10 protein-coding genes and 1 pseudogene are annotated in these 17,082 nt (G+C 65.7%); 5 read left to right on the forward strand and 6 right to left on the reverse strand.

What is annotated here, in order from left to right:
• Positions 1–389: 389 nt before the first annotated feature.
• Positions 390–2,438, forward strand: coding sequence for a hypothetical protein (locus ABFX54_RS10485; protein ID WP_346103623.1), 2,049 nt, complete (start codon positions 390–392; stop codon positions 2,436–2,438).
• Between the two features lie 691 nt (positions 2,439–3,129).
• Here ABFX54_RS10485 and ABFX54_RS10490 read toward each other — a convergent pair.
• On the reverse strand, positions 3,130–4,764 hold the full coding sequence (locus tag ABFX54_RS10490) for a hypothetical protein (protein WP_346103625.1): 1,635 nt from the start codon (positions 4,762–4,764) through the stop codon (positions 3,130–3,132).
• A 1,589-nt stretch (positions 4,765–6,353) separates the two neighbouring features.
• Here ABFX54_RS10490 and ABFX54_RS10495 point away from each other — a divergent pair.
• A complete protein-coding gene (locus ABFX54_RS10495; RefSeq protein ID WP_346103626.1) occupies positions 6,354–7,637 on the forward strand; it encodes an ATP-grasp domain-containing protein in 1,284 nt (427 codons plus the stop codon).
• 308 nt (positions 7,638–7,945) lie between these two features.
• A pseudogene (locus ABFX54_RS56885) lies at positions 7,946–8,251 on the forward strand (transposase family protein); the annotation flags it as partial.
• Between the two features lie 414 nt (positions 8,252–8,665).
• Here ABFX54_RS56885 and ABFX54_RS10500 read toward each other — a convergent pair.
• The 5 genes from ABFX54_RS10500 to ABFX54_RS56890 form a co-directional block, all read right to left on the reverse strand.
• Complete coding sequence (locus ABFX54_RS10500; RefSeq protein WP_346103627.1) at positions 8,666–9,655, reverse strand: tyrosine-type recombinase/integrase; 990 nt, start codon at positions 9,653–9,655, stop codon at positions 8,666–8,668.
• A complete protein-coding gene (locus ABFX54_RS10505) occupies positions 9,652–10,584 on the reverse strand; it encodes a tyrosine-type recombinase/integrase (protein WP_346103629.1) in 933 nt (310 codons plus the stop codon). The genes ABFX54_RS10500 and ABFX54_RS10505 overlap by 4 nt, the downstream gene beginning before the upstream one ends.
• 5 nt (positions 10,585–10,589) lie before the next feature.
• Complete coding sequence (locus ABFX54_RS10510) at positions 10,590–11,780, reverse strand: site-specific integrase (RefSeq protein ID WP_346103631.1); 1,191 nt, start codon at positions 11,778–11,780, stop codon at positions 10,590–10,592.
• 254 nt (positions 11,781–12,034) lie between these two features.
• Positions 12,035–12,538, reverse strand: a complete 504-nt coding sequence (locus ABFX54_RS10515; protein ID WP_346103633.1) for a hypothetical protein — start codon at positions 12,536–12,538, stop codon at positions 12,035–12,037.
• Positions 12,523–13,380, reverse strand: a complete 858-nt coding sequence (locus ABFX54_RS56890) for a TniQ family protein (RefSeq protein ID WP_428834519.1) — start codon at positions 13,378–13,380, stop codon at positions 12,523–12,525. Before ABFX54_RS56890 ends, ABFX54_RS10515 begins: the two co-directional genes overlap by 16 nt.
• A 173-nt stretch (positions 13,381–13,553) precedes the next feature.
• Between ABFX54_RS56890 and ABFX54_RS10520 the strand changes: the two genes are divergently transcribed.
• Both ABFX54_RS10520 and ABFX54_RS10525 read left to right on the forward strand, forming a co-directional pair.
• Positions 13,554–14,351, forward strand: a complete 798-nt coding sequence (locus tag ABFX54_RS10520) for a hypothetical protein (RefSeq protein ID WP_346103635.1) — start codon at positions 13,554–13,556, stop codon at positions 14,349–14,351.
• Positions 14,352–16,033: 1,682 nt separating this feature from the next.
• Positions 16,034–17,062 (forward strand): ParA family protein, encoded by a 1,029-nt coding sequence (locus ABFX54_RS10525; protein WP_346103637.1) that lies wholly within the window; start codon positions 16,034–16,036, stop codon positions 17,060–17,062.
• The last annotated feature ends 20 nt before the right edge of the window (positions 17,063–17,082 follow it).

A 17,082-nucleotide genomic window follows, 5' to 3' on the forward strand; every position in this document is an offset into this window, starting at 1 on the left:
CGAGCCTTTGCTCGTTCCACTGGTCTTATGACCCTGGCGCCTTCGTCGTGCCGGTGTCGAAGCTAGGAGCCACGATAGACGATGGCCCCCTGGTGTCGCCAGTTGTGCCCGCGATCGGCGTGTCGTATTTGGGCGATTCCGGCTGCACCAGTTCGGACAACTTCATACCCGGCCAGGTGACCCGTACTCCTCATGACGGGCACAATGCCCTGGTCGAGGCAGTGTCGGACCGTGCCCTTGCGGTCGAAACGTATGCGCGTGTCGTGCCGTTGGTCGCTCAAGGTCTACGGGTTCGGCTGTCTCCGGACGGCGGGAAGTCTTTCCCCGATGGTAAGCATTCACGTCCGCTGGCCGTGCATCGGCCCCAACTGCCGCCTCAGCCCTCCACAGTGGCGCTGTACACCGACGACGGTGAGGGTCGCGTGCTCGCGGCTGACCTCGACGTGTCCGCGGCCCTCACCCAAGGCTTGTCCTACCAGGACGCAATTGCGCTGGTGGCGCGGGAAGCAGCCGCCATTGTCGAGCTCGTCGAGCGGTGCGGGGGCCAGGCTGTCACCGTCCGCTCCCCCAGCGGCGGCCGTCACGTGTGGGTGCGCTGGCAGCGGCTGCTACCGCGCCGCGAATTGGCCAGGCTGACACGGGCGCTCGCGATCCGCTTCACCACGTTGGACATCAGGCCCATGTGCCGGTCAGGGCAGATCCGGCCGCCGGGGGCACTGCACAAGACCATGGCCGCGCAGATCACCGGCTACATGCTGCTGACCATCCCGGTCGATGAGGCCGAGCGGATCCTGCGGCGTCCCTGCGGGCCCAGCGTGTGGGCACGCCTGCATCAGGAGCTCAGCGCCGAACTTGCCACGATCGACAGTGCCCACGCCGGCCACCCCACTGGGAGCGGCTCCCCCCCGACGGCGAGCATGCCCGGCGCTGCTGGTCGCACCTGCCCTCGGTGCGACCAGGTTGTCGACGTGCCGCTCGATGACGACGGCCACCCGTGGCTGCCACGCCGCGGCGGTCCCCGTCCTCTGCCCTCTGCCATGGAGACGCTGGCCCGGCGCGGAGACTGGCAAGAGCGAAGCAGCCCTTCAGCCTCTGAGGCCCGCCTGGGACTGCTGAACAGCATGGCCGCGGCTGGGCTTCGCCACCGCGAGGTACTCGCCCGGATGCGCGCTGGCGAGTGGGGCGGCGTGGAGCGGCTGCTGGCGTCCAAGCGCGTGTCGCACCGTGCTCGCCGCCTGCGGTGGGACTGGTGGCGAGCCGTCGTCGACACCGCCTTTCACCGCCATGTCCGCAACTGCAACACAAGCCCGAGTAACCCCTCCACCACCCCCCTCCCCTCCCCCGGCCGGCCGGCATCGCCGAAAAGCAACGCGGGACGCTCCATGGGGATGGACCAAAGGGGGCTCCTGTACAAAGTAGATTCGTTCGTTACCGTCGCTGGGCAGCACAATCTGAACGTGTGGGGACTGGCCACGCCGAACCCTGACGAAGTCGATGAGCGGGTGCTGGGCTGCTGGCAGATGATCCTCCGGTGGCGCACGTGCGTCTGGGTGGCCGAACGTGACCCCGAGCGCGTCGCCCGGTGGGGCCGGGCGGCACCCGCGATCCGACTCCTGCTGCGCGGCATGATCGTCGCCGCCCGCATGAGCGGTTCGGCGACGCCGGCGTTCGGCGTGCGATCACTGTCCGAGCTCGTCGGCCTGGACTACACCACGATCGCCCGGCACCTGCGGGCGCTACGCGAGGAGGACGACCCGCTGATCGTGCTGGACGAAGCGGGCCGCGGCAAGGAAGCCGACCGCTACCGGCTTGTCGTGCCCACCGCCTATCGCGCGCAGGCCCGGTGGATTCGCTGGCGGGGCGGCCACATCGACATCCTTCATCCGGCCTTCCACGAACTCGGTCCGGTGGCGGCACTGGCGTTCGAAGCGTTGTCGTCATGGGAGACAGGCTCGAGTGAGGTGGCCCGAGCCGCGCAACTGTCGCGCTCGGCGACCATCGAGGCGCTGCAGGTCCTGGCCAGCTTTGGACTGGCCGTACGCGAGCGAGGCGGCTGGGTGCGCGGCGGCCGGCCCCTGGCGGAAGTGGCCGCAGAGCTCGGCGCGGACACCGCGCTGGCCGATCGGCGACGGCTGCACCGGGAGCACCGCCGGCTCTGGCATGAGCTCATCGACTCGTGGGAGCAGCCGTCGGCCGGCCGCCGTACGCACCCGGTCGACGCGACATACGGGCAGGACGCGCCATGGCCGACGAAGCCAGCCGATGATAGCCAGGAGCGTGCGTACGACGGCGCAGAGTCCGCTGACGGGCCGGAACGGTTGCTGCCACGACCGCTGAGGGAAGGCCTGGCGTGGCCGGCGACGATCCCCGGCCGGCCGGACCGAACGCGCCCGGTGCCGATGAAGCAAATGGAGCTATTCTCGGCGCTGGGTGGGTGACAGCGTGCCGGTCGGGTGGTACGCGCACCTCCTTGCCGGGCCGCGACTGGCACGCTGGCATGTCTTCCGCCCTCTGACAGGTGTGAACGGACACGAGTTTCTCCAGGTAGATGGCCACGACGATCCAGATTCATGGCCACTCGACCTCCAGGTGGGCGGACACTACGCGTCCTGTTGGACGGCCATTTGTCCGTGCACGTAGTGACCTTCGGAAGGCTCGGGGCTGAGACCGTCACGATCGCCAACTTCGGCGCCCTCCCTACGGGCTGGGGCGATCGGAGCCGCAAGACCCTCCTTCGTCGGGCCTCACGGCATCGCACACCGAGCTCAGCGTCGCCTGGTGGAGCCCGAGGGGCCTCGCCATCGTTCGCTATGCCTGGCTGTGGCCCCCACATCTCAGCCCTGTGGAGTTGTCCGTCTACCTGGAGATCTCGTGGCCGCCCAGCAGGAGTCACATGGCCATCTACCAAGGAATGACGTGTCCGCCCACCAGGGTTTCCATATGACCGCTAACAACAGGCATGGTTTTTCTCGACGGTTGTGCCGGGCGGGCGGCGCGCACCCCTGGTGACTGGGCTGCCCGCCCGGTATGGAAGAAACCACATCACCAGGCTGTATCGGACCATGCCGTCCCGTCGGCTCCAACGTTGAGTGAGGCGAGGCGTGCGGATCTGGCAGGCGTCGCCGGTACTCAACGTGTAGGGGTTGCTGAGCTGGAAGGCAGGCTCTCGTTGTGAGCAGATGCAGAGGTCGGCACGAAGAGGAAGACTGCCGAGGCTACCTCAGCGATTGTTCTCACGTCCTCGGCGACTGCCGCTCCAGGCTCGCTCGGGTTGTAGGTGATGTTCACCCGCAGGCTTCGGCTGCGCAGCGCCTTCCAGACCTCGTTCGTGTGTCCCCCGTTGGTGTCCTGGCGTCTGTCGGCCAGCCTCCAGGTTTGGTTGTCGAAGGTCTGCTCCCATGTCCACAGCACCACCCACTTGGCGCCCCGGCGCAGAGGCACGTCGACGCGCTCGCGTACCAGCTGCGCGGCAGCCTTCGCGTCACATTCATCGGCCTTCGGATCCGCAGTGGGGCACGAGACCGGGCGAGGACGGGTATCTCCGGAATGAGCCAGACCGATCTCCCGCGAGCCGACATCGAGACCGGGCATACGGGTCTCCCAGCTCAGCTGCCGAAGTCGAAGCCAGACGTTGTTGATCACCGCTGCAGGCTGGATCTTGAAGGACTCGTATTGGTTGCCGAACACGGCGGAAACGTTGACGGCGTCGATGTCGCCGCTCAGAACGTAGCGCTCAACGGCTGTCAGCGACGCCTGTGGGTAGGCCTTGCGCATGGCCGTCACACACGCTTGATGTGCGCCGCATCCGAGTTCGGGAACGACGATGTCCACCGCGATACGACGGCCTGCAGGGAGTGCGGCGCGCAGTGCCTGGGAGGTCTCGGTGACGAACTGGTTGATCTGGTCGGCGTCGGAGAATCCGCGCAAACCTAAGTCGTAGGCGAACTTCACGCCGACCACGCCCGGTTGACGAGCGTAGAGCGCAAGTTGTTCGGCCGCGGTCTTCAAGCTCCCGGGTCCCGCCTTCCACGCGCCGATCAGGTCGCTTTCCAGCCAGATCCTGAGCTTGTTCTCCTGGGCGGCGGCTACGGCCTGGCTGACCGGATCGTCCGCGGCGATCGTTGGAGTCGGCGAGTTGGTAGGGGTTGCGCTCGTCGGTGTGGAGGAGGGTGAGCTGGCGGACGCGGAGGAGGCAGGTGTGCGCTGCTCCGGCGTGCCATCGCCGGGTGAGGCAGCAGTAGGGGAGTCGGTGGGGGATGGTGCCTCGGCGGGCAGCGAGGCGATGACGACGTCGTCGGCACAGGCGAAGTGCGGGTTTGTCGTGCAGATCCGCCCGGGTGGGCTCACCGAAGTGCCCTTGCCATCGACGCAGTGGTATTTCCCGTCGTCAGGTTGCCACAGGCAGACCAGGGTGTCCTTGCACTCCTTGGTTGGCTTGGTCGTGGCGGTTGCCGATCTGCCCTTGTCCCGGCAGAAGTAGAAGGGCGGGTTACCGCCCGCGTTGAGGGATGTCGCGGAGATGGAGGGTGACGTGCTGGCCTGGCCGCCGGCCACGAAACCGGCTGCGCCTGATGTGCCGGCGAGGTTGTCCAGGCATTCCTGGTAGCCCTGGGTGCCGACGTCGTCCCATTGCGCGCAAGCAGCCGCGTTGCCGGAGTCGTCGGTGGGGTTGGCGATGGCCAGCCCGGCTGAGCCGGTGACCGCTGCGGCGAGGATCACCGCGATGGTGATCCAGCCGCGTCGGCGGAAGTGGATGCGTTTCATCGTGTGTTTCTCCCTGATACGGCGTGGAGATGCATGCGCCTGGGCCCTAGCTCGCTGGGCAGGGACCGTTTCGCAGAGCGCAGGTGACGGTGATGCCGGCGATCGTCATCACGAGATGGTGCTGCAGCCGGTCCAGCACTGGTCCCCTTGTCTGTCCGTGACCGACTCGCTGCGGTCTTGAGCGATCGTCCAGGTGACGATCAGATGAAGGGTTCCGGAGGTCTCGGTACGGCCGGCGGAGTACACCCCGTCCCCGGTGTGGGTGGCGCGCCACGTGATGGTGACGGTTTCGGTGATAGTGCGGGGCTGCACATCACACCCGGGCTCGGACGCGGGAGCGTCTACCGTGAGCAAGCCGTCAGACGTGAGGGACACGGACGTGCCGGAGGAGTTCACCCACCAGGTCCCCGTTCCAGGTGTGAACGTGATGTCTATCGTGGCCGTCCGCGCTGAGCCAAGCTCAAGGATCGACGGGGTCAGGTGTGCCTGCGGTGACGCCGGGCGTGGCAGGCCGCTGGCCGGAGATGTGTCTGGGTGAGCGACAAGTCGGTCAGGTTCGACAAGCGTGGACACCGGTTTCGCAGCAGCGCTCGGCGCCACCTTGCCAGGGGTGCGCCGGGGCTGGGCCGGACTCGGGCGGGGAGAACCTCGCGCGAGCGAAGGGCTGGCGGATGACGTGCGGAAACCTGGCGTCGACGCGGTGTCGTCCGCGAGGAGTGCGGGTGGGGCCAAGTCGGTGGGCAACGGAGGTGAGGATTGGAACGGCAAGGGGCCTAGGTCGATGCCTGAGGCTTGCGGAGTCTGTGTCGACATGAGACTCGCTGGCGCAAAGGGGTTGATCAGAAGGATGAGGGCGATTGCCCCGGTCACGATCAGCCCTGCAGGTTTAATGGCACAACGCCACATGTCGGCGTGAAAGGCGATGGCGCGCCGGCCGAGGGGCAGGGCTGTTCCCAGTTCGTGGCGTCCGCCGGTGCGCGGGGCGCGCCGGTGCCTCCCGCCTGTGGCGTCTGTGTGCGGCGAGGAAGTGTCCGCTGACGCTTGGTTTCCCAGTGTCAGCGCGGGTGGCGTGAGGTGTTGCCGGTGGGACCCCTGCGGCACTGACGTGGCTCCTCACACTTTACAACTGGCATCAATTCTCAAAGTCATGCGGCTAGTCAATGTAGTCATGAAGGCTTTCTCCGGCCATGGAGAATTTGCAGCGAAGAGCCGATTGTGACCTTGTCGTGATGAATACTGCAGATAGATGCGACGAGCATCTATTCACAACCTGTAAACGGCCGAAAGTGGCACAAGATAGACGGTTCGGGCGTCGCGAGCAGGCGTTTCGTGTGGAAGACGAGCATCCTGAAGATAACGAAGTCATCACAGGTAAGGCTGTTCGATGATTTATCGGTGACGCAAAAGGCCAACCCCTCTAATCTCTGACCCTGGCCGCGCTAATCAGCCGATGACAGAGAACCCGTTCCAGATAAGGTCCGCAGGCCGCGCTCGTACATCCATGCTCCTGTATCGCGCGGTGATGAGAAGCCTCGATCGCAGCTCGGCAATGTACTGACCGCCTTGTCGCCTCATCGCGGAGTCTGCCCATGTATCAGCCAGGCGTTGGCGCGGACGGCCACGGCATCGTGGCTTGGGGATCGGACTCTCGTCCCACCCATCTCTGGCTGGCACCCGTCGCCTACCGCGGGGCCATCGCTTCGTTCGATTCCATCGGCGAGGTTGGCTTGATGTTCTGGCGGGACTTGACCGAGCATGCCCTCATGACCGATCATCGGCTGGTCAACCTTGGTGACGTACACCAGCTGGACGATGCACCGAACTCGGCACCCGACTCGACGCGCGAAACGCGCTTGTCAGCACGCACAGCCGCCCTTCCCGTACGGGGAGTACTCAGTGTGTCCGAGCAGAGCATCGTCTCGGCTGCGGAGCTCGCAGATCGTCTGGGTCTACCCGGATTCGGAGTGCAAGCTGCCCGCACCCTGCACGATCGGGGGAGGACGCATTCCGTCTTGCGGGAGGTAGATCTTCCCCTGCCGGTGACACTACAGGTTGACACTCTCAGCGAAGCCATCAAAGCCGCAGCCGTGCTCAGCTACCCGCTCTCCGTGGCCCCCGCAGAGCGGCACCTCGGCGTGGCCCGGCTGGTGCGAAACCCTGCGCACCTGACCGCATCCATCAATGCTGCCATGATCGACGCCGGCGAGGGAGGCAGCGTAGTCATCCAGTCGGCCAACCCCGCCGCAACCGTCATGCTGTGGTGCATGACCCGCGATGGTCACACTCAGGTGATCGCCGCGCGGCGGACCTTGCATCGGCGAAGCTCCTGCGGGTGTCTCGTCGGCCACCTGGTTGACGCAGCCGACCATGTTCGTACGGACGTCGCGATCGCGCAACACGCAGCCGCGGCCCTGGAGACGTTGGGCGTGCGGAACGGCCTTTCACGAGTCACGATGGAGATCACCACCCACGGCCCCGTGATCGTCGAGGTATCCCCCGGTTTTGGCGAGGCAAGCGATGTGCAGCTCGTGCGCATAGCCACAGGCATCGACCTTGGCCGGCTGAGCATCGCCATCGCTCTCGGATCGTCGACTGGACCCGTCACTGATTTGGACTTCCGGTGCGCGATGCAGGTCCTGCTTCCCGGCCAGCGAAGAGCCCGGCCTATGCGAGAGCGACTGGGTGATATCGCGGCAATGTCGTGGGCGAAGCACGTCACCTGGATCTGCGACCGCAGCCACCGCTGCCCACACCCCTCCGCCCTCTGCCCAGCGCCTATCGCAGCGGCCATCGTGGCAGGTTGGGACCCAGCACAATGTCTGCATTTGGCCGCGATCACGCAGGCCAAGTTCGCAGGAACCGCCCGTGTTTGAAGCTTCGCCGTCCAGCACACCACTCCTTCGGATTGGCCGTTCGGTGTCCGTGGCCATGTAAAACAAGTGGGTATGGCCCGCTTTCCGAGATCGGCCGTACTTCCAAGATCACGATCATGTTGAGCCGGATGCGGGCCGGTGGCGGCACCGGGACCCTGCTCTATGTCGATCATGGAATTGCTGGCGGTCGTGTTCCCGAATCTTGCCGCTGTGCGCATCGAGCGGGTGTATCGAATGAGGAGCGACCGTACGGGTGAAGGCCGCGACGAGGGAGCCCACGAGCGAATGTCCGGGCCTGTGGCAGCAAGTCGGTGCGAGTTCATAGCCGCTATGAGCGGTGTCTGGCGGATCTGCCGGTGGCCGGGCGGGAGGTGCTGCTCCAGGTGCGGATGCGCCGCTTCTTCTGCGACAACACCGCCTGTGCCAAGCGGACCTTCGCCGAGCAGGTACCCGGCCTGATCAGCAGACACGGCCGACGGGCAGGCATGCCTGCTGGAGATGCTGCGGACCGTGGCGCTGGCTCTGGGCGGTCGTCCCGGTACCCGTCATACCGCGCGCTTGGTCTGTGCGGTGGGTCGCTCTACGCTGTTGCGGCTGCTGCGGAGCTTGCCTGACCCGCAGGTGGTGACCCCGCGGGTGCTCGGAGTCGATGAGTTCGCCTGGCGCAAGGACCACACCTACGGAACGGGTGCTGGTCCACGTGGAGGGCGGCCATGCGGTCGACTTGCTGCCGGATCGGTCAGCGGACTCTTTCGCGGCCTGGCTGGAGTCGCACCCTGGGGTCGAGGTGATCTGCCGGGATCGGGCCGGCTGCACCGTTGGGAAGGCTGCGGCTCCTCCTGAGTGACTGAAGCGATCAAGCCGTGAGGGCGTATCCGTCCTGGTAGCTGGTCTGATGGACGCGCTCGTGTTGCCGGGAGAGGTGAAAGCGCCACTATGCCGACCTCCAGGTTATGCTGACCAGGACGCCGATCGGCGTGGTGAGCGGGCAGGGCCTGGAGTACGAGGTCGGCATAAAATCGCGGGGGTCACATGCCTTCCAGGAAAGCCAGGACGGCGTCGGGTGGACGGTAGCGTCCTGGCTGGCTGGTGGTGGGCCGGGTGAAGGCCAGAGCACGTTCTTTCAGGGCCAGATCGGCGTGGATGTAGATCTGGGTGCTGGCGATGTTTTCGTGGCCGAGCCAGAGCGCGATGACGGTGATGTCGACGCCCGCGGCCAGCAGGCGCATCGCCGCGGTATGCCGCAGGGTATGCGGAGAGATCGTCTTTTCCGACAGGGTCGGGCAGGCAGAGGTCGCGGTGGTGATGTGTTTGGCCAGGCGCCGCTGGACGGCGTCGACGCTCAGTGGCCTGCCGCGTCGGGTGGAAAAGACCGGATCGGTGGGCGTCCCGGCGCGTTCGCGTAGCCAGGACTTGAGCAGGGTGACGGTGCCGGTAGTCAGCGGGGTGATGCGCTGTTTGCGGCCTTTGCCCAGGCAGCTGATGTGGGCCCCGACTCCAAGATGCGCGTTGGCGCACGTCAGCGCAACCAGTTCGGAGACGCGCAGCCCGGTTTCGATAGCCAGGGCCAGCATCGCGTGATCGCGTCGGCCGGTCCAGGTGGATCGGTCGGGAGCGGCCAGCAGCGCGTCGACTTCGGCGTCGGACAAGAAGGTGACCAGGGTCTGGGTGAAGCGTTTGGGCGGGATGGCCAGCACCCGGGCGATGATGGCGGCGTGTTCGGGATGGCGCGGTGCGGCGTAGCCGAACAGCGCGTGGATGGCCGACAGGCGGGCGTTGCGGGTGCGGACGCTGTTGCCTCGATCATGTTCTAGGTGGGCCAGAAACGCGCTGATCAACGGCGCGTCGAGATCGGTGAGCGTCAGCCGGGAGGGTGGGGTGCGGGTGCGGGCGTGGGCGAAGGTCAGCAGCAGTTTGAGCGCGTCGCGGTAGGCGGCGATGGTGTGCCGGCTGGCCTGCCGGTTGCCGATCAGGTGGTCGGTGAAAAAGCTCTGCAGCGTCGATGCCAGGTCAGTCACGATGAGCCTTTCTGCAGGTGAGCCTCCAGGCGCTGGCCGGCCAGGGCGAGCAGTTCGGGGGCCGCCGACAGATACCAGTAGGTGCTGCCGGGATCGATGTGTCCCAGGTAGGTCGACAGCCGGGGCAGCAAGGCGGGCACGTCGGCGCCGTGGCGATACCACTCCAACAGGGTGCGCACCGCGAAGCTGTGTCGAAGATCATGAATACGGGGACGGCAGGAGGCCGAGCGTGCGCTCAAGCCAGCACCCTTGACCAGGCGGCCGAAGGTGGCGCTGACGGTCACATGGCGCAGCCGGGTGCCGCGGGTGGAAATCAGCAACGGCCCGGCGGGTGCACCCGGACACAATCGACGGCTCTGGTCGAGGTAGGCGCGCAGCGCGCCGGTGGTGCTGGCATGCAGCGGGACCAGCCGGTCCTTGCCGAACTTGGTGTTGCGGATGGTCAAGACGTCGTGCTCGGCGTCGAGATCGGCCACATCCAGCGCGATCGCTTCGCCGATGCGCAGCCCGGTGACGGTCAGTAGCCCCAGCAACGTCCGGTAGGTCGCCGCGTTCAGCGGGGAGGGCAGCCTGGCCGCGGCCTCCATCAGGCTGTCGATCTCGGCGTCGGTATAGAGGTAGGGCGTGGCCCGGGACTTGGCGGGGCCGAGGAGACCGGGTGGCACAACCTGGTGGGCCGGATTCAGCACGTGCAGGTACGCGGCGAATGAGCGCACGGCCGACAACCGCAGCGCCCACCACCGTGGGGAGGCCGTCGCGGGCAGGGTCGCCCAGGCCAGCGCATGATCGATGGTGATCACGTCGGTGTCGTGCTCGGCCAGGTAGGCGACGAACTGGGCCAGCAGCTGACCGGGCCGCTGAAGCTTGTAGCCCAGCGCCCGGCGCATGGCCAGATACTCCTTCAGCGCCTGCGGCAGCGACGCGGTCATGCTCGTCATGACCGCTGCGCCGGCCAGGGCCGCGCGATCACACGCAGCGCCTCGATATCGACCTTGGCGTAGATCGCCGTGGTCTTGAGCCGCTGGTGCCGCAGCAGCTGGCTCACCTCGGCCAGGGTTGCCCCGGCGGCCAGGGTCCGGCCTGCCAGCGCATGCCGCAGCCGATGCGGGGAGAGCCTTCCGACTCCGGCGCGGCCAGCGGCGTTGGCCACGACCGCTCCCAGGCCACTGGGGGTCAAGGCCCGATACGGGGCGCGGCTGCGGACGAACACGGCGCGGCTGTCGGTGGCCGGCCGACCGTCGCGCAGGTAATCCACGATCACTTGGCCCACGTCGGTAGGCAGCGGTAACCGCTGGTGCCGGTCGCCTTTGCCGCGGACCAGGATCTCCCCGCGCCGCCAGTCCACATCCTCCAGGCGCAGCGCCGCCAGCTCCGCACTCCGCAGCCCGAGCCGGGACAAGACGATCAAAATCGCCGTATCCCGCAGCCCGATCGGAGTGGCGCGATCACAGCAGGCCAGTACAGCGGCGAGCGTGTCGGCCTCCACACCGCGCGGCACTCCCGTCAGGGTCCATGAAGCCACCGAGGGGACCGCCGCGACCAACAATTCGTCGATGAGTCCCTCGACGTGGGCAAACCGCAGGAACGCCCGCAGCGCGGTCAGCAGCGGTTTGGCCGTGGTGACCGGCACCTGTCGGCAGCCGTCCAGGGCGAACCTGGTCACCTGCCCGGCGGTCAGCCGCCGAAGATCTGCGCTGCCGCCGACCACGTGCTCGGTCACGAACGGTCCGACGTAGTACAGATACTGCGCGGCAGTCCCCGCACCTGCCCTGCGCTCACCCAGTAAATACGTCCGGAACTGCGCCAGCACCTCATCCGCCGGAGTCACGGCCGCCCTGGTCACCGGTCCAGGAGCGATTCCCAGCCGCCGCAGATAATTCAGCAGCGGCGCCAGAGCAGCGCCGGTGCGGTGGTTGACATACCCGGCTGCGCGGCGGACGGCCATGAAATCCTCGACGATCAACGCATCCAACGCGGCGCCGTCCATGCCACGTTCCCCCAGCCACCGGCTCAGATGCGCCATCAAGTTCAGCTGCATGGCCGCCGAGGACGGCGTATACCCCAGGTCGGCCAGCTCGCCGCGGAACCCATCCGCATGCGGCGCCAGAGGGCCGGTGACCCGCACTCGTGAAGGGTCTCTCATCGGTGATCTCCCCTCGCCGCTTTCCCCGGCATCCGCCGACGAGACGAGCATCACCGATAGTTTCAATCTGAGCACTTAGCGCGACAGGCGTGGAATTATGCCGACTCGGCCAGCGCATACACCCCTTGCCAGGACATGCTTCATCTTTCATGTCGGCATAGCCGCGAGGTCGGCATAGTGGCGTTTATGCAGACGTCTGCATAAAGTCCAGTATTCGTCGAGTTCGCCGTTGATGATCAGGGCGCGGAGTTTGAGGACCGCTTCGGCTCCGGCCAGGCCCAGCGCGCCCCGGCCAGGTCGAACCTGTCGGCGATCAGATGACGGCACGCGCCCTCGACCACCCCGGTCGCTATCGGCCATCCCGCCTCCAGCGCCTGGTCATACTGCAGATGCCTGGCGTTGTTGGACAGATAGCGGATGCACGCTTCGATGCCGTCACGGTGCTGCGCGCCGGCTGTGGCGGCTTGCGTGGTCAGCGTGGTGATGACCTGGCCGGTGTGCCCGGCCAGCAGGGCCAGGGCATGCCCGGCGACCCAGTCCTCTGCGGCCGGTGCTGCGGGCGGGTGCAGACTCCACGCAGCAGCCCATAACTTCTCCAGCACGCGCACGAAATCGATCACGATGTGGACGCGGATGCGGCGCCGGGCGGCTTCGGTGGTGATCAGGTCGAGCTGGTGGCGGGGCCCCGTCGACGAGCACGACCCAGGGACGGGCGTGCGCGGGGTCACGGGCCTCGGCATGGTCGAACACCTTGGCGATCACAGGGCCGGGGCCGGTGACGACCGAGCCGCACAGCCACTTGCGCGTCGCGTTCGGCCGAGCCCGTGGCAGGCGCCAGCTGGATCAGTATCGCTGTTGCTCTCAAGGCCGCGAACCACTGACCCACAGTCATCACCTGGCCCGAACGCAGGCCGACGGTGCGTCGCCACCTCAAGCACAAGTCGTTGACGATTGACGAGCCGTCACTAACCGCGCTCTTACTGATCTGCGATTGCATACGGCCCTGCTGAGGAGCGCGCCGCATCGCAACGGAGTCGGCATCCGCGAGCGAGACAGGCGGCCTGGCCGGCCGACCGGGCCCCGTCGCACGGCAACGCGGCATTTCGGGTAGAGATCCACCAGCAGCGTCCGATGCTCGGGACAAACCGCGGCCCAGCCCAGCTTCCACCAGGTCAGCCCACACTCCGCCCGAAGTCGCAAGGCAGGTCGGGCATACTCCGCTGCCGAAGAACTGCACCCACTCACGGCCCTCAGCCCGGCGCACTGACTGCTCGTCGCCCACGCGGACCCCCGCCAGATCCAGGACCGAACCGTCGAACACCTCCAAGTGCATCCCACGCACGACCTCGGAGCTCACGCCTGTGGCGGCCTCGATCGCCCTGCGCATCTCCGGTCTCGTGACGACGCCGTACGCCAGTGAACGGACGTCACTCGACGCGCGCACGTTCAGCCCCAACGCTTCGATCATCGCCCACGGCGGGCATCCGTTCCGCAGGGCCATCCGATCTACCCACAACGCGAACGACTCACCGGACGCCGGTGCCACCACCAACGCCAGCCGCCGGGGCCAGACCGCCGCCATCTTTCGGGCCAAACCTCCTGCCGTACAAGCCGCTACTGCCAACTTCGATGACGCGCTTCCATGTCCACTTCCAGTTGCCGTGACGGACTGTCGTCTTCAAGACCGCTAGACAACCGGGAGTCACATCAACCGATTGGCCAGATCATGATCAAAAATGTCAATACACTATTGACATGCCTAAGCGCGCAGAGCCGCAGATCAGTAAAACCGCAGGTCAGAGGGCCATTGCTGAGATTGTAGAGCGTCGTCGGCAAGTGCGCGACCCGGACCTGGACAGCCTGCTGCGTAACGTCCCGGAGGAGCAGCCCGTCGACGTGATCCGGTACGTCCTGGCCTGTCAAAGGGTGCCGGACTGGGTGACCTCGAGTGACGTCATCGATGCCCTCTGGGTCCTGGCTTACGTGCGCCGATACTTCCCGCACCTGCCCGACGAGGCCGACCGGCTCGAGCGCGACCTGCTCGAGCTCGGGTGCGCCAAGCAGATCACCATGATCAGAATGGCGCCTCCACTCAACGTCCGAACGCGACAGGCGGTGGAGAACCGGATCCTGCGCCACCGAGCGGCCACATTGGGCTTGGCGCGGAGCGAACGGCAGGAGCGCGCTCACCGGCTGTCGTCCGTCCCGCTGCGAGCTACATCCGTCGAGGGACGATGGTACGACCGTCATGCCCTGACGCTCTGGGAGACGGCATCGGAACTCGTCAGCTATCGCGCCAGATTCGACCACCTTATCGACGACGAGCTTGCGGAGAGCCTCATCGGCCTGCGACGTGCGGTACGTGAGATGAAGTGGCCACTGACCCAGGAACGCTATCCCACGCTCCGCGAGATCGGTTGGTGGGCGCAGGAGATCGTTGACGCGCTCGACGACGAGCGATACGCCGCCTTTCGGCGGCAGCTCGGTGAGGTGCTCCCCCGCATGGCCGAACTCGCCGCCCAACAGCACGAGGCGCGGTTCGGCGCCATGTAGGTCACACTCTCTCACGCGTGGCTGGTCCCGGGAGACCCCCCGAGAAGGTGGAGACGGCCCCCTTCTGCTAGATCCATTCACGCCTTCGCATCCCCCTCTTGAAGAGGTCGCCCCATGGGTGAGCGGAACGAGGACCCTCATTGCCGCGCCGCTAAAGGACGCCTGCCGGCAGGGAGAGACGGTCCGGGACCTGAGGGCCAATGTGAATACTAGGGTGAAGACGAAGCGAGTCCAGTCGTTGAGCTGTAGGGCCCTCACTTCGCCCGCCGAGTTTCAGGCTCGGTCGTCATCGTCACTCCAGCAAGGGTGGGGACGTCCCTCCGTGGCCCCCGGCTGATCCCGGTCTCGAGCGCGGACACCCGCTCCGGCATGCGCTCTACCGCATGCACCGAGGCCGCCGCGGAGAGCGGAAGGCGCCCGACTACGCGTCGCGATTGGACGCCATCCGGGCAGCAACTCGGTGGCCCGATCGTGCTGGGCTAAGACCACCTCACGACGAACCGCGACGTGCTGATGCGCCGCCTGATCGGTTCTGTCCCTGACCCGAGCGCCTTCCACCTGCTCTCCAGCGTCGCGAACACAACCCATCCAGGGGTCTGGCACACACCTCAAGCGCAACTTGGGCAATCTCGCTTCCGCCACACCCCGACCGGCTCGAGGCGCTGATCCGTGCGTGGCTCTGGCCACATGCAGTACCCGATCCAGTCTGCTGGAGGCGTTCATCGCGCACATCGACCTGCTCCGCATGGTCGGCCGCGATGAATCCTGGGATTTCACCCTCTCGCACTCGTGCATGCACAACGGGGCTCATAAGCGGGAGGAGTTGTATCTGCGCGGAACCGGTATTGAAGGCCTGCCCTCCAGCAGGCGCGCCCTCCTACGGGAGGAAAATGGTCACCTCTGGAACTGGGCATTCGCGTGTATCGTCTGGGGACGCGGAGGCCGGAGAGAAGAGGCGGCGCGCTCGTGGCTCTCGCACCCTCCAGGATGGGACACTTGAACCCCAGTGATCAGTATGGAATCATCTTCTTAAGGTTGCAGGCGTAGAGCGTTTCCGCAGGTCGGCACGAGTAATAGGTGTCCAGATAGGCGTGGAGACAGGTCTGCAGATAATTACTACAGAAGACTCATAGAAAGTAGTGAGAATATGTTTTGGCAGATGTGCTTCAAAATAACTAAAGATATGATGACAAATAACTTAGAAAATAAGTTTACAGATACTGAAGTGAATAGACGTGAAAAGCTGCATGAAAATATGGCTTGAAAGCAGAGGAGCGGTAGTTGCTCCAACAGTTATTCCAGTAGTGATGACTTCAGTCGTATAGATCAATAGGGAAACAGGGCTGCCAACGACCATGGTCTCTGGTGGTGACACTGGGGGATAGGTAGCGCAACAGATGAACTTGTCAGGGGAAGGCCACGCCACTAGATGCACCGCATGCTCAGGCGAGCGGGGGGATGCGGCAGTACGCAGAGAATCGAAGGCGTAGGCCGTTGCGCCCTCGCCAGCCAGCCGACACACCAACTGCGACACGCCAGGCACCAAGATGGCGTCAGGGACATGGATCTGTTAATAAAGAAGCAGATGCTTCCTCCGATCACCTTGGTGCTCCACATCTCAAGGTGAAGTGAGACTGAGGAAGCTGGCACTCAACCGTCGGTACGCACAGGAGAGTAGATCCATGACCTTCCCCCTCACTGGCACAGCGGCCCGAGGGTTGACCAAAGAAGAGATCATCCAAACAATCCGTCCTCAGCTACGCCGCGTACTCATCGTCCTGAACAACAAGGGCGGGGCCGGAAAGACCACGACCACCGCCAACATCTCGGCCCAACTGGCGGCCGCTCTGTCCCAGGCTGGATCCACCAAGCGAGTGCTGGCCATCGACCTCGACCCTCAGGGCAACCTCGGCCTTGATCTCGGCTACCAGGGCACCCCCGGGGACGACGAGGGTCAGAGCGTCATCGGTGTCATCGAAGGCACAGGTTCGTTGCACATCCTTCGAGACGTCCGACCACATCTCGACGTCGTACCGGGGGGGAAGGTCCTCAAGAGAACAACCGCGTCGATCATCGGCACACGTTCCATCGACCCTCGCCGCGAGATCCTGCTGAGCCTCGCGGAGGCGCTGGCCGACGTCGCGGCGGACTACGAGTGGATCCTGATCGACTGCCCGCCGAACATCGCCGACCTTCAGCACCTGGCGGCGGTAGCCGCCGAGTACGTCCTGATCCCCGTGTGTTTCGACCAAGGCGCAATCCAGGGCTTGGAAGGAGTGAGCGAGGTCTTCGATGTGGCCACGCCGCTGAATCCGGCCCTGACCCCCCTCGGCGTCCTGCTGTTCGGCTTCGACCGCCAGCACCTGCGCAAGGTAAAGGACGATGAGGGGGAGGTGGTCGGCGTGAGAGAGATCGGATTCCTCGCCAAGAAGCGGCGGGAAATCGAGGCGGTCCTCGCCGACTCTGGAATCCCGATCTTCCAGACGGTGATCACCCGTGCCGTCAACGTCGCCGACCAGTGCCGTAAGCACGGACGTGTGTTCGCCGAACTCGCCGATCTGTCGGCCGGGCCCGACTGGAAGAAGCACGCAAAGCAACATCAACTGACTCTCAGCTCGGAGTCGGCCGAGACCTCCGCGATCGAGATGGAGGAGGCCACGACGGAGATCATCAGAAGGGCACTGGCCCTGGAAGCGGAGGCATACGCGTGACCAGTGAGTTTTTCGAGGAC

This window comes from Nonomuraea maheshkhaliensis (genome assembly GCF_039529435.1).
Taxonomy (GTDB): Bacteria; Actinomycetota; Actinomycetes; order Streptosporangiales; family Streptosporangiaceae; genus Nonomuraea; species Nonomuraea maheshkhaliensis.

Coding starts and splice junctions, on each gene's coding strand:
- ABFX54_RS10505 (WP_346103629.1), bottom strand. CDS start 10,584: ATGACCGCGTCGCTGCCGCAGGCGCTGAAGGAGTATCTGGCCATGCGC.
- ABFX54_RS56890 (WP_428834519.1), bottom strand. CDS start 13,380: ATGGCGGCGGTCTGGCCCCGGCGGCTGGCGTTGGTGGTGGCACCGGCG.
- ABFX54_RS10520 (WP_346103635.1), top strand. CDS start 13,554: ATGCCTAAGCGCGCAGAGCCGCAGATCAGTAAAACCGCAGGTCAGAGG.
- ABFX54_RS10495 (WP_346103626.1), top strand. CDS start 6,354: ATGTATCAGCCAGGCGTTGGCGCGGACGGCCACGGCATCGTGGCTTGG.
- ABFX54_RS10525 (WP_346103637.1), top strand. CDS start 16,034: ATGACCTTCCCCCTCACTGGCACAGCGGCCCGAGGGTTGACCAAAGAA.
- ABFX54_RS10515 (WP_346103633.1), bottom strand. CDS start 12,538: ATGCCGAGGCCCGTGACCCCGCGCACGCCCGTCCCTGGGTCGTGCTCG.
- ABFX54_RS10490 (WP_346103625.1), bottom strand. CDS start 4,764: ATGAAACGCATCCACTTCCGCCGACGCGGCTGGATCACCATCGCGGTG.